The sequence below is a fragment of the Variovorax sp. S12S4 genome, assembly GCF_023195515.1.
Classification (GTDB): Bacteria; Pseudomonadota; Gammaproteobacteria; order Burkholderiales; family Burkholderiaceae_C; genus Variovorax.
Map to the genome: position 1 here is coordinate 3,146,044 of NZ_JALPKR020000002.1, position 14,736 is coordinate 3,160,779.

13 protein-coding genes and 1 pseudogene are annotated in these 14,736 nt (G+C 66.6%); 5 read left to right on the forward strand and 9 right to left on the reverse strand.

Annotated features, from left to right (window positions below; translation table 11 throughout):
- The first annotated feature begins 2 nt into the window (after nucleotides 1-2).
- From M0765_RS15505 to M0765_RS15515, 3 genes are read left to right on the forward strand one after another with little or no spacing between them, the layout of a single operon-like run.
- On the forward strand, nucleotides 3-1,319 hold the full coding sequence (locus M0765_RS15505) for an amino acid deaminase (protein WP_258504460.1): 1,317 nt from the start codon (nucleotides 3-5) through the stop codon (nucleotides 1,317-1,319).
- Between the two features lie 13 nt (nucleotides 1,320-1,332).
- Complete coding sequence (locus M0765_RS15510) at nucleotides 1,333-2,244, forward strand: MurR/RpiR family transcriptional regulator (protein WP_126745587.1); 912 nt, start codon at nucleotides 1,333-1,335, stop codon at nucleotides 2,242-2,244.
- On the forward strand, nucleotides 2,241-3,719 hold the full coding sequence (locus tag M0765_RS15515) for an N-acyl-D-amino-acid deacylase family protein (RefSeq protein WP_258504465.1): 1,479 nt from the start codon (nucleotides 2,241-2,243) through the stop codon (nucleotides 3,717-3,719). The genes M0765_RS15510 and M0765_RS15515 overlap by 4 nt, the downstream gene beginning before the upstream one ends.
- Nucleotides 3,720-3,948: 229 nt before the next feature.
- Here the strand turns inward: M0765_RS15515 and M0765_RS15520 are convergent, their stop codons facing one another.
- A complete protein-coding gene (locus M0765_RS15520; protein WP_342456065.1) occupies nucleotides 3,949-4,737 on the reverse strand; it encodes a class I SAM-dependent methyltransferase in 789 nt (262 codons plus the stop codon).
- Nucleotides 4,638-4,886, reverse strand: a complete 249-nt coding sequence (locus tag M0765_RS15525; RefSeq protein WP_258504467.1) for a class I SAM-dependent methyltransferase — start codon at nucleotides 4,884-4,886, stop codon at nucleotides 4,638-4,640. The genes M0765_RS15520 and M0765_RS15525 overlap by 100 nt, the downstream gene beginning before the upstream one ends.
- A gap of 187 nt (nucleotides 4,887-5,073) precedes the next feature.
- Here M0765_RS15525 and M0765_RS15530 point away from each other — a divergent pair, with 187 nt between their 5' ends.
- Entirely contained in the window at nucleotides 5,074-5,934 is an 861-nt protein-coding gene (locus tag M0765_RS15530; protein WP_258504468.1) for a LysR substrate-binding domain-containing protein, read from the forward strand.
- Nucleotides 5,935-5,937: 3 nt separating this feature from the next.
- Complete coding sequence (locus M0765_RS15535; RefSeq protein WP_258504470.1) at nucleotides 5,938-6,603, forward strand: flavin reductase family protein; 666 nt, start codon at nucleotides 5,938-5,940, stop codon at nucleotides 6,601-6,603.
- A 23-nt stretch (nucleotides 6,604-6,626) separates the two neighbouring features.
- Here the strand turns inward: M0765_RS15535 and M0765_RS15540 are convergent, their stop codons facing one another.
- The 7 genes and pseudogenes from M0765_RS15540 to M0765_RS15570 all read right to left on the reverse strand — a co-directional run bounded on the left by M0765_RS15540 (nucleotide 6,627) and on the right by M0765_RS15570 (nucleotide 14,631).
- On the reverse strand, nucleotides 6,627-7,424 hold the full coding sequence (locus M0765_RS15540; protein ID WP_258504472.1) for a CPBP family intramembrane glutamic endopeptidase: 798 nt from the start codon (nucleotides 7,422-7,424) through the stop codon (nucleotides 6,627-6,629).
- Entirely contained in the window at nucleotides 7,421-7,981 is a 561-nt protein-coding gene (locus M0765_RS15545) for a methyltransferase family protein (RefSeq protein WP_126745591.1), read from the reverse strand. The genes M0765_RS15540 and M0765_RS15545 overlap by 4 nt, the downstream gene beginning before the upstream one ends.
- 30 nt (nucleotides 7,982-8,011) lie before the next feature.
- Complete coding sequence (locus tag M0765_RS15550; RefSeq protein ID WP_126745592.1) at nucleotides 8,012-8,770, reverse strand: SDR family NAD(P)-dependent oxidoreductase; 759 nt, start codon at nucleotides 8,768-8,770, stop codon at nucleotides 8,012-8,014.
- Nucleotides 8,770-10,821 carry a phenylacetic acid degradation bifunctional protein PaaZ gene (gene paaZ, locus M0765_RS15555; RefSeq protein ID WP_258504475.1) on the reverse strand — a complete coding sequence of 684 codons (2,052 nt, stop codon included), beginning with the start codon at nucleotides 10,819-10,821 and terminating at the stop codon, nucleotides 8,770-8,772. The genes M0765_RS15550 and paaZ overlap by 1 nt, the downstream gene beginning before the upstream one ends.
- 147 nt (nucleotides 10,822-10,968) lie before the next feature.
- Entirely contained in the window at nucleotides 10,969-11,700 is a 732-nt protein-coding gene (locus M0765_RS15560) for an ABC transporter ATP-binding protein (RefSeq protein WP_258504477.1), read from the reverse strand.
- On the reverse strand, nucleotides 11,697-13,607 hold the full coding sequence (locus tag M0765_RS15565; RefSeq protein ID WP_258504479.1) for a branched-chain amino acid ABC transporter ATP-binding protein/permease: 1,911 nt from the start codon (nucleotides 13,605-13,607) through the stop codon (nucleotides 11,697-11,699). Before M0765_RS15565 ends, M0765_RS15560 begins: the two co-directional genes overlap by 4 nt.
- Nucleotides 13,604-14,631, reverse strand: a pseudogene (locus tag M0765_RS15570) (branched-chain amino acid ABC transporter permease). The gene M0765_RS15565 and the pseudogene M0765_RS15570 overlap by 4 nt, the downstream one beginning before the upstream one ends.
- Nucleotides 14,632-14,736: the final 105 nt, after the last annotated feature.

Consider the following 14,736-nt stretch of genomic DNA (forward strand, 5'->3'; position numbering starts at 1 on the left):
CCATGACCGACATCACCGCCGCCACCGACAACATCGACGATTTCAACGACCCCCTGCTGGGCAGCAGCTTCAAGGGCTACCCGCGCACCCAGCCGCCGCGCCGCCGCAGCGAAGTAGGCGCCGCGGGCTGGAACGTGCTCGCGGGCGACCTGCCGCTGCCGCTGGCCGTGCTCAAGCGCGAGGCGCTCGAGCACAACCTGGCCTGGATGCAGTCGCGCGTGCGCGAGTGGGGCATCGACCTGGCGCCGCACGGCAAGACCACCATGTCGCCGCAGCTCTTCCAGCGCCAGCTTGATGCCGGCGCCTGGGGCCTCACCTTCGCCACGGTGACGCAGCTCGCGGTGGGCGTGGCGGCCGGCGCGCGCCGCACGCTCATCGCCAACCAGGTGGTGAGCGACGAAGATCTGGGCGGCATCCAGCTGCTGCTGCAGGCGCATGTCGACCTGCGCATCGTGTTCCTGGTCGATTCGCTCGCGCAGCTTGCGCTGATCGAAGACTGGGCGAAGCGCCATCCGGCAAGCGTGCCTTTCGAGGTCATGATCGAGATCGGTGTCGAAGGGGCACGCACCGGCTGCCGTACGCACGAAGAAGCCGTGGCGCTCGCCACGCGGCTGCGCGCCAGCGATGCGGTCAAGCTCGTGGGCATCGAAACCTACGAGGGGCAGGGCGCCACCGGTGCCAGCGAACCCGACACGGCCTACGCCAACACGCTGATGGACCGCGTGGAAGCCATCGCGCGCCATTGCGACACGCAGCAGCTGTTCGAAACCGATGAGGTGCTGGTCTCTGCCGGCGGCTCCGCCATCTTCGACCTCGTGGCCGGCCGCTTGAAGCCAGCGCTGGGTTCGCCGGTGCGCGGCCTGCTGCGCTCGGGCTGCTATGTCACGCACGACCACGGCTTCTACAAGCGCATGGTGAGCGCGGTGGACGAGCGGCTGGGCTGCGATTGCGGCGAGAGCCTGCGCCCCGCCATGGAGGTGTGGGCCACCGTGCAATCGCGGCCCGAACCTGGCCTGGCGATTCTTGCAGTCGGCAAGCGCGACATTTCCTTCGATCTCTCGATGCCGGTGCCGATCGCACGCGCGCCCCGCGGCATGCTCGAGGCGGAGCCCGTTCCCGCCGGCTGGAAGATCACCGCGCTGAACGACCAGCACGCCTACCTGCGCTGGGACGCCTCCGAAGAAGCGCAGGCACCCGTGGTGGGCGACCGCGTCGGCCTGGGCATTTCGCACCCCTGCACCACCTTCGACAAATGGCACTGGATGCCGGTGGTCGAAGAGAACTACCGCGTGAGCGACGCCGTCGCCATGCACTTCTGAGCCACGCCAACCGATGACTCCTTCATTGCTTCAGAAGATCGGCGAGATCCGCAGCAGCGCGCCTGCCACGCGCCGCGCGATTCTCGACCTGATCCTCGAAGACCCCGACCGCGCGCTCGAGGAAAGCTTCGAGCAGCTGGCCGAGCGCTCGGGCAGCTCCGTGCCCACCATCATGCGCACTTGCCGCGACCTGGGCTTTGCGGGACTGCGCGAGTTCAAGCTCGCTCTCGCGCAAGAGCTCGCGCTGGGCGGCTCGCCGCTGCACCGGCGCGTGAACATCGAGGACGCGGCCGACGAAGTCGTCAGCAAGATCGCGCGCAGCGCGGCGGCTTCGGTCTCGGGTGTGCGCGGGCAGCTCGACATGCAGGTGCTCGAAGGAGCGGTAGCCGCCATTGCGGCCGCGCCGCACGTCGACTTGTACGGTGCGGGCGCCACCTCGTGGTTCATGGCCAACGACCTGCAGGCGCGGCTCTTCAGGCTCGGTCTTTCAGCCAATGCCTGGGCCGACTACCACCTGCAGCAGGTGGCGGGTGCGGCGCAGCGGCCGGGCGGCGTGGTCATCGCCATTTCGCACGTGGGCGGCATGCCTTCGCTGCTCGACGCGGTGGACATCGCGCGCGGGCAGGGCGCCAAGGTGGTCGCGCTCACGCGGCCGGACACAGCGCTGGCGGCGAAGGCCGACTTTCTGCTGGGCCTGTCCGTGCCCGATGACGCCGTGATGCACGTGGGCATCGATGCCTACCTGACACACCTCACCGCCATCGAGATTCTCACGGTGCTGGTGGCGCAGCGGCGCGGCGAGCCCGCGGTGCAACGGCTGCAGCGTGCGCGCGAGGCCTTCCAGCGCCACGGCATCGACGCCGCCACGCATCCGCTGCAAAGCTGGGATGGCGGCGGCATCAATACAGGGGGCCGTGCATCGTGAGCGGAGAGGCCAAAACCATATTGCTCGAGGCCGGCCTCGTGGTCGACGGCTCGGGCGGGCCTTCATGGACTGGCGACGTGCTGCTGCAGGGCGATCGAATCGTTGCGCTTGGCGAAGGCCTGCGTGAGCGGCTGCCCGAAGGCCTTGCTCTGGCCGACATCGAGATCGTCGACTGCCGCAAGAAGGTGATAGCCCCCGGCTTCATCGACGCGCACACGCACGACGACGCCATCGTGCTGCGCGACCCGCTCTGCCTGCCCAAGGTATCGCAGGGCATCACCACCGTGGTGACAGGCAACTGCGGCATTTCGCTTGCGCCCTACCGCACGCCGCAATCCAAGCCGCCGCTCACGCTGCTGGGCGCCGAGTCGTTCAAGCACGCCACCATGGCCGAGTACCGCGCGGCTGTCGATGCGACGCAGCCCGCGCTCAACGTCGCGGCGTTGGTGGGCCACACCACGTTGCGCTTCGCGGCGATGGAAGCGCTGGACCGCCCCGCGAGCGCCGACGAACTGGCGCGGATGGCGGCGCTGCTCGACAGCAGCATGGCCGAGGGTGCGCATGGCATGTCGTCGGGTCTGTTCTACGAAGAAGCGTTTGCCGCTCCCGCCGAGGAAGTGACTGCGCTCGCACGCGTCGTCGCAAGGCACGGCGGCGTCTACGCGACGCATCTGCGCAGCGAAATGCAGCAGATCATCGAGGCGCTGCATGAAGCGGGCGATACGGCCTTCAGCGCCGGCGTGCCGCTCGTCATTTCGCACCACAAATGCGCCGGCCCCGCCAACTGGGGCCGCACGAAGGAAACGCTGCCGCTGATCGAGGCGCTGGCGGAGCGGCAGAAAATTTCGATGGACGTGTACCCCTACGTGGCCGGCTCCACCGTGCTGCGCGAAGACCTGGTCGACGGCGTCATCGACGTGCTGCTGACCTGGTCCGACCCGCACCCCGAGATGACCGGCCGCCTCATCTCCGACATTGCGCGCGAATGGGGCACCACCGAACAGGAGGCGTGCCTGCACCTGAAGCCCGGCGGCGCCTGCTACTTCCAGATGCAGGAAGAAGACGTGGAGCGCGTCATCGCGCATCCGCTCACCATGATCGGAAGCGACGGCCTGCCGCATGACCGCCACCCGCATCCGCGGCTGTGGGGCGCATTCCCACGTGTGTTCGCGCGCTACTGGCGCCAGCGCCGCCTGTTCACGCTGGAGCAGGCCGTGCACAAGATGACCGGCATGACCGCGCGCAACCTGCGCATTGCCGACCGCGGGTTGCTGCGCGTGGGTGCCATGGCCGACGTGGTGGTGTTCGACCCGGAGACCATTGCCGACACCGCAACCTATGACAAGCCGCACGGTGTGAGCCTGGGCGTGGAGCGGGTGTTCGTGAATGGGGTGCTGGCGTATCGCGGCGGCGGCGCCGAGGCGAAGGTGCTGGCTCGGGCGGGGCGGATGCTTAGCCGGGGGCTGAGGGCGTAATTCATCCGGGGCGCGTGCAAAGGCCACCGGGTACTCCCCCTCCGCGAAAGTCCCCCGCCTTCGGCTCCTCCTTTATTTCGCTGCGTGGAGCACCCGATGGCCTGTGCACTGGGGCACGCTCTCAATTTGTCGCAGGGCAACCGGGACTCTGAACAAATGTTTTCTCCGTCGGCGGGATCGGTCCGGAGCGCCCCGCGCCGCGGTGCGCCTGATAGGGCCTCGTGCGGATTCAGAGGGCGGACATCGCACCGCTGACAAGGCGGGCGTGCGCGATGTGCGCGGCCCGGGCCGGCTGCAAGCCGCTAGTCCCTGCCGCGTCATAGCGTGCGAGCGCATGGTCGCCATCGAAGTCCTCCACCAGCAGCAAACCAGCATCAAGCAGCACTGCCTTCAAGGTAGCCGGGTCAAAACCCGAGAGGAACGCTTCGCCGACGGAGGCCACCTTGCTTCTCAATCTGCGGAAGCTTTCGACTTCCTCGTGATCGGCGTCACACAAGATAGCCTCGTCCACATAGGTGAAAACCAGTTCGCTTCCGGCGGGGGCATATGAAGCGATCGCGCGGAGAGTGGCGAGGTTAGCCTCCCGCGTCAGATACATGGTGACCCCGAGCCACGAGAAGAAAGTCGGCTGCATGGTTTGGAAAGAGGATCGCCCCAGGGCCGATCCCAGCGTTTCGACGGCCAGGTCGGCCTCGACGAAATGTACGTCGGCGGATTCGGGAACCCCGCATCTCTGCAAGCACTGTCGCTTCATGCGCTGGGTCGCGGGGTGGTCGACCTCATAGATCGTCAGCCCTTCGGCCCAAGCTGGACGGCGGCAGATGAAGCTGTCGAAACCCGCACCGATGATCACGTACTGTGCGACGCCCTGCGCAACGGCGGCCTTCAGTGCATCCTCGGTGTAGCGGCTTCGTAAGATTACGTCCGCATATGCAGGGTTGGCGCGCAGGCGGCGTCGAGAATCTTGTCGGTCGCTTCTGCGACTTCGAAGCGCCTGGATGCATCCACGCTCTGCAATGCCCGCTCGCGCAGGGCTATTCGCACCGCGTCAGGAATCAGGCGGTCGCCCCATGGATCGTTCAACAGCGGAACTGGGTCGCCCCGCGTATGAAGTGCTCGCATCAGCGAGGTGGCAACGGCGGTGCGGCTGGCATCTGAAGGGTTCACAAGGGTCTCCGTGCTTTGGGGCGCGAAGTGTCAGCCAGGGTCTCGAATCTGTACAGTGCATTGTTCTCATGCTTCAGCTGCACAAAATGAACTCATTGGATCTCAATCTACTTGCCGCACTCGACGCACTGCTGGGCGCAGGAAGTGTGGCAGGGCCGCGCAGCGCATGCATCTGAGTGCTCCCGCCATGAGCCATACGCTGGCGCGCATCCGAGACGCACTCGGCGATCCGATTCTTGTGAGAGCCGGCCGCAAGCTGATTCCGACGCCAAGGGCGGATGCCTTGCGCCAGCCGGTGCGCCGCCTGATCGCCGAAGCGAGAATGTTGATGCAACCGGATGGCGGCGTACCGCTGGCGCGTGTGGAGCGCGAGTTCACGGTGCGGGCGCCCGAGGGGATGGGAATTGTCTATGGCGCCACATTGCTTGCTGCACTTCGGAAAGACATTCCTTTGGCGCGGCTGCGCTTCGTTCCCGAAAGCAATAGCGATGCGATGGCGCTGCGCGAAGGCAGGATCGATCTGGACGTAGGGACCTTGTTCGACAAGGGCCCCGAAGTCCTGAGTTCTCTGCTCTATGAACAGCGGATTGTCGGCGTGGTCCGGGCCGAACATGAACTGCTGAAGGCACGCATTACGCCAAAGCGTTTCGCCGCCCAGCAACACGTGGCTGTCATCCAACGTGGCATGGCGAAGGAGACTGTCGACCGACTTCTGGCCGAGATAGGCGTTGCGAGACAAATTGCATTGACTGTGCCCAGTGGCTACGGTGCATTGATGGCGGTCGCACGTTCGGCATTGGTCGCCTGTGTGCCGGAATCGTTGGCTCGAACCGTGGCGGATGGGCTCGGCTTGGAGATTTTCAAGCTGCCTGTTGCGGTTCCTGCCGAGCGAGTGCTGCAGGCTTGGCACCCGCGGGACGACGCCGACCCGGCGCATCGGATCTTGCGGACTTGCGTTGCTTCCGTGTCGAAAGATGCGAGCTTTGGCCCACTTGCAGCACGCGGCGGTGAAATGGTGTCGCACCGCGCACTTCTGGCACGAAGATGACGAATGTCCGTCTTCGTGGGTCGCTTGCCGCGACTCGACCTTCCTTTCTTCGACAATCTTCATGAACGCTATTCACCGTCGACCAGTCCCCTGGCCAAGGCCTACCGCCTGATCAACCACGGCCCCACGGTTCTCGTGAGCGCGGCGCACGGCGGACAGCGCAACATCATGGCGGCGGCTTGGGCCATGCCGCTGGACTTCAATCCGCCCAAGGTGGCCGTGGTGCTCGACAAGAGCACGTGGACGCGCACGCTGATCGAAGGCGCGGGCACCTTCGCGCTGCAGGTGCCTTCTCGCGCGCAGCTCGACCTGACCGATGCGCTCGGCAACAGCTCCGGCCGCGAAATCGTCGAGCGCGACGGCCATGACAAGTTCGCGGCCTATGGGCTCCAGACCTTCTCCGGCACAGCCGGTACGGCGCCCCTGCTGGAAGACTGCGTTGCATGGCTCGAATGCCGGCTGCTGCCGGAGCCGCCGATCCAGCAGCGCTACGACCTGTTCCTGGGCGAAGTGATCGCGGCGCAGGCCGACTCGCGCGTGTTCGCCGAGGGGCGCTGGAACTTCACGGGGCACGATGAGCTGCGCACGCTGCACCATGTGGCGGGCGGGCACTTCATCGTCGATGGCGACGCTGTGGATGCGCAGCCGTTCGCACCCGTACAACCTTAGTTTTTGAACGGTGGGCGGCCCGGTCAGGGCGCTGGCCTGCGCGCAATGGGCGCCACCAGCATGTGCCGCAAAGCCAGCACGCCGCACACGGTCGCCAGCGCGATCACCAGCAAGGCCAGCACCGTGTCTGAAAGCGACACAGTCTCGGGCAGGTCGCTGATGAAGATCGTGCCCGTGTTGTAGGCCGCATGCAGCGCGATGCACGGAATGAGCGAGCGTGTGCGCTCATAGAGCCATCCGAGCACCGTTCCCATGACCAGACCCACGACAAACTGGTAGATGTTCATGTGTGCCACGCCGAAGAGCAACGCCGAGCCCAGGATGGCCTGCCACCTCGAATAGCGCTGCAGGAAACCCCGCAGCACGATGCCGCGGAACAGCATTTCCTCGAGCAGGGGCGCCATCACGCAAACGGCCAGCGTGGCGGCTACGCTGCCGTCGGCCATGCGGCTGAACATCGATTCCTCCCAGGCCGAAAGCGGCGCGACCAGCACCAGCAGGTTCATCGCGGTCACTATCACCACCATCAGCCCGGGCACCAGCAGCAGCACTGGCGGCACGATCAGCACCAGCGTGGCCCTGGCGGAGGCCGGAGACTGGTGGAACAACTCGCGATAGGTGAGCTGCTGGAAGTGCATGACGCCGGCAAAGACGCAGCCGTTGCCCAGCACGGCGGCAAGCACGCCAAGCTGCATGTCGTTCAGTCCGAGCCAGCGGTTGGCGTCGCGCAGTGCAACGGCAATGACGAACTCGCAGAGGAACAGTGCCAGGAACAGGAGGGCGGCTTGCGGCCCGCTGGGAAAGCCCTGGCTTGTCTTCACAGCAGGAAAGGAATGAAGCGCCTCGTGCGGCGCATGTAGTCGCGGTAGGCATCGCCGAAATGCGCGATGCATTCCTTTTCATCGCTGCGCGCCGTCAGAAACAGCAGCACCGTGGCCGCCAGCACCAGCGCAAGGGTGAGCCAGGTGAACTGCTTGAGGAAGGCGCCCCAGGCCAGCAGCATCAGCGCCGTGTACATGGGGTGGCGAATGTAGCGGAAGGCGCCGGTACTGACGATGGACGAGGTTTTCTCGAAACCGTAGAGCGCCGGATCGTCGTTGCGCGCCTCGGTCGGCTTGCCATGGGCCTTGAGCAGCCTCACCGCATGGATCGGCAGCCAGATCGAAAGGGCCAGCAGCACGCAGGAGAGCAGCTGCGTGAACGACAGCGGGTCGACATGCCACACCGGCAGGTTCACGATGATGAGCACCAGCATGCACTCCCACGCGAAGAAGCGGTAGAAGCCGTGCGAGCCCGGCTGGCGCAGCGGCCCGCGCGAAACGTAGAGCAGCGCGGCCGTGCCGGCGACAAAAAGAAAGATCTGAAACCAGAGGAGCATGGCGGCCGAATTTACACGGCCCGCCCGACTTCAGCCAGAGATGGAGAAGCCTCCGTCCACAGGAATGGCCGTCCCGGTCACGTAATCGGAGGCTTGGCTCGCAAGAAACACCGCCGTGCCCGCAATATCGGCCGGCTTGCCCCAGCGGCCGGCGGCGGCGCGGGCCACCACCCGGTCGTACAGGCCCGGAATCTGGCTGCGGGCGCCGTCGGTCAGCTCGGTTTCGAACCAGCCCGGGAGAATCGCGTTGACCTGGATGTTGTCCGCCGCCCATGAAAGCGCAGTCGACTTGGTGAGCTGCACGATGCCCGCCTTGCTCGCGGCATAGGCCGGGGCGTAGGGTGCGCCGAAGATCGACATCATCGAGCCGATGTTGATGATCTTGCCGCCGCCCGCCTTCTTCAGGTGGGGATGCGCGGCCCGGCTGCACAGGAAGGCGCTGGTCAGGTTGGTGTCCATCACCTTGTGCCACTCGTCCAGCGCCAGCTGGTCGACCGGCTTGCGCACCGTGGTGCCGGCGTTGTTGATGAGGATGTCGAGCCTGCCGCAGCGCGCGGCCGCTTCGTCGAAAGCCTTCTGCACCGAGGCTTCATCGGCCACATCGACTTCGAGCGCAAAGCTGTCGCTGCCCAGCGCCTTGAGCGCTTCGACCGCGGCGGCCGATTTCTGGGCATTGCGCGCGGCAACGATGACGCGGGCGCCGGCTTGGGCAAGGCCCTGGGCCATTCCCAGGCCGATGCCGCCATTGCCGCCGGTGACGAGTGCTGTTTTTCCTGTGAGATCGAACATCAGGTGGATTCTGGTTTCTTGGAGACGAGGGTCAGGATATCGTAGCTCGCGACCAGCTCGCCGTCCTGGTTCGTCACCTCCACATCCCAGGCCACCACGCCCTGGCCCTGGCCGCTCGCGTCCTTCTTGTTGCGGTCGATCTTGCGCTTGCAGGTCAGGCGCGCGCGGATGGTGTCGCCGATGCCCACGGGCTTGACGAAGCGCAGCGTGTCGAGGCCGTAGTTGGCGAGCACCGGGCCCGGCGCGGGCGAAACGAAGAGGCCTGCCGCAGCGGACAGCACGAAGTAGCCATGCGCAATGCGCTTGCCGAAGGGCGACTCCTTCGCCGCCACTTCGTCGAAGTGCATGTAGAAATAGTCGCCCGAGATGCCGCCGAAGGCCACGATGTCGGCCTCGCCGACCGTGCGGCGGTGCGTGAGCAATGAGTCGCCGATGCGCAGGTCTTCGAAATGGCGGCGGAAGGGGTGCACCTCGCTTTCGCGCACCGCCGCGCCGCGCACGTGCTCGCCGGTGATCGCGGCCAGCATGGTGGGCGAGCCCTGCACCGCGGCGCGCTGCAGGTAGTGCTTCACGGCGCGCAGGCCGCCGAGCTCTTCACCGCCGCCCGCGCGGCCGGGGCCGCCGTGCTTGAGCTGCGGCAGCGGAGAGCCGTGGCCGGTTGATTCGGCGGCCGCTTCGCGGTCGAGCACCAGCAGGCGGCCGTGCCATGCGGCAGCCACCGGAATGGCCTTGGCCGCAATGGCCGCGTCGCGCGTGACCAGCGTGCCCACCAGGCTGCCGCGGCCTCGCGCAGCCAATGCGAGCGCTTCGTCGATGCCGTCATAAGGCATCAGCGTGCTGACGGGGCCGAAGGCTTCGACATCGTGCGCGGCATCATGTTCGAGCGGCTTGCGGCTCAAGAGCAGCGTGGGCGCGAAGAAGGCGCCGTCGTTCACGCCGTCGCCTACCGGCGAGAAGCCGTCGCGCTCGCCGTAGACCAGTTCGGCGCCTTGCAGCAGCGTGGCGACGCGTTCGGCCACGTCGGTTTTTTGCGCATGCGAGGCGAGCGCGCCCATGCGCACCTCTTCGCGTGACGGATCGCCGATGACGGTCTTTGCGAGCCGCGCGCGCAGCCGTTCGGCCACCGCATCCAGGTGCTGGCGCGGCACGATCGCGCGGCGAATGGCGGTGCACTTCTGGCCGGCCTTGACGGTCATCTCGCGCGCTACTTCTTTCACGAAGAGGTCGAACTCCTCGTCGTCGGGCGTCACGTCGGGCGCGAGGATTGCGCAGTTGAGTGAATCGGCCTCGGCGTTGAACGGGATCGACTGGCGAACCAGGTTCGGGTGCACGCGCAGCTTGGCGGCGGTGTCGGCCGATCCGGTGAAGGTGACCACATCGGCACTCTCGAGGCGGTCGAGCAGGTCGCCCGTGCCGCCGACCACGAGTTGCAGGCTGCCTTCCGGCAGGATGCCCGACTGCACGATGAGCCGCACCAGCGCCTCTGTCAGGTAACTTGTCGCCGTCGCCGGCTTGCCGATGCACGGCATGCCTGCCAGAAAGCTGGGCGCGAACTTTTCGAGCAGGCCCCACACCGGAAAGTTGAACGCATTGATGTGCACCGCCACGCCGCCGCGCGGCACCAGGATGTGCGTGCCCGCAAACCCGCCCTTCTTGCCGAGCGGAAAGGCCGGGCCTTCATGCACCAGGTTGCCGGAGGGCAGCTCGTTGGTGCCGATGCCCGCATAGGCGCTGAGCGTGCCGGCGCCGCCTTCGATGTCGATCCAGCTGTCGGAGCGGGTCGCGCCTGTGTGGGCGGAGATGGCGTAGAGCGTTTCCTTGTGCGTGGCCAGGTACTTGGCCAGTGCCTTCAGGCGCTCGGAGCGTTGCTGGAAGTCGAGAGCCATCAGCGCGGGGAGGCCGACTTTGCGTGCGTGGTTCAACGCCTCGGCGAAGTCGATGGCCTCGGCATGCGTGCTGGCCACGGGCTGGCCGTTGACGGCGCTGCGCAGCTGCTGCGCGCTTTCCTTGCCGATCCAGCGGCCGGCGATGTAGCTTTGAAGGGTGGTCATGGTGATGTCCTTTGGCTTTGTATTGCTCCTTCTCCCTTCCGGGGAAGGCTGGGATGGGGGCAGGCGGCGTTGGTTCGGCGCAGTGCTTTATCAAGTGCCGTCGTGCCCCCACCCAACCCTCCCCGGAAGGGGAGGGAGGAAGACGGTTCAATGTTTGTTGCCGATGCCCAGATAGGTTTCGATGATTCGCTGGTCATGCAGCAGGTCGCCTGCGTTGCCTTCGAGCGCCACCGCTCCCATCTCGAGCACATAGGCCCGGTCGGCTACTTGCAGCGCGGCGCGTGCGTTCTGCTCCACCAGCAGCACCGAGACGCCGTGGCTGCGCAGTTGCGACACCACGCGCAGCACCTCGCGCACCACCAGCGGTGCCAGGCCCAGCGAGGGTTCGTCCAGCATCAGCAGTCGCGGGCGCGCCATCAATGCGCGGCCGATGGCAAGCATCTGCCGCTCGCCGCCCGAGAGCGTGGAAGCCAGCTGCGGCTTGCGCTCGCGCAGGCGCGGAAAGATCTCGAACACTTCTTCCATGCGTGCACGCTGGTCGCGCTTGCCCTTGCGCCACTGGTAGAAGCCGCCGAGCAGAAGGTTGTCTTCGACCGACATGTCGCCGAACAGCTCGCGCCGCTCGGGCACCAGCGCCACGCCGCGCGCCACCATGGTCTCGACACCGGGGCGTGCGATGCGTTCGCCATGCAGCGAGAGGCTTCCGGTGGAAGGAAGCAGTCCCATCGCCGCGCACAGCAGCGTGGTCTTGCCCGCGCCGTTGGGCCCGATGACGGTGACGATCTCGCCTTCGTTCACATGCAGGCGCACGCTGTGCACCGCCTCCACGGTACGGTAGGCAACGCAGAAGCCGTCGAGTTGAAGGAGTGGATGGCTCATCGTGCGTCCTCCAGCAGCTGGTCGTCGGCACCGCCCAGGTAGGCCTCGAGCACGCGCGGGTTGGCTTGCACTTCGGCCGGCGTACCGGTTGCGATCACCGTGCCGAACTCCAGCACGGTGATGCGGTCGGCAAGGTTCATCACGAATTCCATGTCATGTTCCACCACGAGAATGCCGAGGCCTTCAGCGCGAAGTTGGCTCAGCAGCACGGAAAGTGCGCGCTTCTCCAGGTGGCGGAGGCCCGCGGCGGGCTCGTCGAGCAGCAGCACCGAAGGCTGGCCGGCCAGCGCGCGCGCAATTTCGACCACGCGCTGCTGGCCGAGCGAGAGCGATGCGGCGGGCGTATCGGCATGCGTGCCGAGGCCGCAGCGCTCGATCTGGCGGCGGGCTTCGGCCATCAGCGCGGCTTCTTCCGCGCGGTCCAGCCGAAGCATGGCGGCAAGCCATCCACGCCGGGCACGAAGGTGCGCGCCCAGTGCCACGTTCTCGACCACGCTGCGCTGCCCGAGCAGGCGCACATGCTGGAAGGTGCGGCCGAGGCCGAGCGCGGCAAACACGCGCGAGGGCCTGGCGGCCATCGGCTGGCCGGCGAGCCGCACTTCGCCCGAACTCGGATCGTCCACGCCCGAGATCATGTTGAAGAAGGTGCTCTTGCCCGCGCCGTTCGGCCCGATCAGCGCATGGATCTCGCCCGCCTTCAGCGTCATCGAGATGTCGTTGTTGGCCACCAGGCCGCCGAATCTCTTGCTGACGTTGGTGGCTTGCAACAGCACCTCGCCCTTGGCAGGAAGGCTGCGCTGCACCAGTTTCACCGCAGCCGCCGACGGCTGCGAAGCATCGATTCCAGCACCGGCATGCGGGCGCACCCAGCGCCTTGCAATGCGCGCCAGCGTCGGCCACAGGCCATCCGCAAAGCGCTGCAGCACAAAGAGCATGAGCAGGCCGAACACGATCACCTCGAAGTTCCCGCTGCTGCCGAGCAGCGAGGGCAGCACGTCCTGTAGCTTTTCCTTCAGCAGCGTGATGAGTGCAGCGCCCAGCACCGCGCCCCACAGGTGCCCCGCACCGCCGACCACTGCCATGAACAGCAGCTCTATGCCGATGTTCAGGTTGAAAGGCGTGGGGTTGACGAAGCGCTGCAGGTGCGCATAGAGCCAGCCCGACACGGCCGCCAGCAGGGCCGCAAGCACGAAGAGCTTCACGCGGTGGCGGGCGGTGTCCACCCCCATCGACTCGGCCATGAGCCGGCCGCCCTTGAGCGCGCGAATCGCGCGGCCTTCGCGCGAATCGAGCAGGTTGTGCATGGCCCACAGCGCCAGCAGCAGCACGGCCCAGATCACCACGCCAAGCGCGCGCGGCGTGGCCAGCGAGAAGCCGGCAATCACCAGCGGCGGCACGCCGGTGATGCCTGTTTGCCCACCGAGGAAATCCATGTTGCCGAACAGGTAGTAAAGGCTGAGGCCCCAGGCAATGGTGCACAGCGGCAGGTAGTGCCCCTGCAGCTTGAGCGTGACCGCGCCGAGCGCCCATGCCAGGGCGAAGGTCAGCAGCAGGCCCAGCAGCAGCCCCGCCCATGGCAGCAGGGCCGGGCCGCCGAAGCTGCCCATCCATGCCGCCGCGGTAGGCGAGGTGCAGACCCACGCAGTCGCGTACGAGCCCACGCCCACGAATGCGGCCTGACCGAATGACGTCATGCCGCCCACGCCGGTCAGCATGACGAGGCCGACCGCGACCAATGCATAGAGCCCGATGTTGCTGAGCACCGATACCGTGAACTCCGGCAGGAAGCCCCAGGCCGCTGCGAGCAGCACGGCAAAGCCGAGCGTGAGCTGCCGCGGCGTGACCAGCGCTCGGCCGGTGGACGGCGGCGCGGCGCCAGCGGTGTTGTTGGCGGAGGTGTCGTTCATTCCTCGTCCTCCACATGGTGGCTGTGCAGCGAGCGCCACCACAGCACCGGGATGATCAGCGTGAAGACCAGCACTTCCTTGAACGGGCTGGCCCAGAATGAAGCAAAGGCTTCGAGCTGGCCGACCAGCAGCGCGCCCCCAGCGCCAGCGGATAGCTTGCGAGCCCACCCACGATCGCGGCGACAAAGCCCTTGAGGCCGATCAGGAAGCCGGTGTCGTAGTACACCGTGGTGAGCGGCGCAATCAGCAGGCCCGAGATCGCGCCGATGAGCGCCGCGAGCGCAAAGCTCAAGTCACCCGAAAGCTCCGTCGGAATGCCCGACAGGCGAGCGCCCACGCGGTTGATGGCGGTGGCGCGCAGCGCCTTGCCGATCATCGAGCGGCCGAAGAAAAGGAACATTGCAATCACCAGCAGCAGCGTGACGCCCACCACCACCAGCGACTGCCCGCTGACCGGAATGCCGCCCACGTCGAAGCGTTCTTCAGAAAACGGCGCGGTGCGATAGCCCTCGGCGCCGAAGAAGAGCAGGCCCAGCCCCACCAGCACGCCATGCAGCGCCACCGAGACGATCAGCAGCATCAGCACGCTGGCATCGGCCAATGGCCGGTAGGCAAGGCGATAGAGCAGCGGTCCGAGCGGCGCGATCAACATCAGCGTGGTGACGGCTTGGGCCGCCATCGATGTCGGCTTGAGCAGCAATACCAGTGCGGCGGCGGCCAGCGGCAACACGACGCACCACGCAACTGCCGAAGCCCAGTCGACGACCGCGCCGCGCTTCCAGCGCCAGAACTCGACCACCAGCACCATGGCCGCGAGCGCAATCAGCAGCCACAGCGTGGCCGGCACCCGGCCCGTTTGCAGCATTGCCATCGAGAGCGCCCCGAAGGCGACGAACTCACCCTGGGGAATGAAGATGACGCGCGTGACCGAGAACACCAGCACAAGAGCAAGCGCCATCAATCCGTAGACGGCACCGTTCACGATGCCGTCCTGCCCCAGCAAAAGGGCGATCTGCAGATCCATAGAAAACCTTTGGGCCTTGCCCGTGTGTCGAATCAGTGTCCGGCGCCTGTGTCTTCAGCTGGGACTTGTATTGCTCCTTCCCCTTCCGGGGAAGGCAGGGATGGG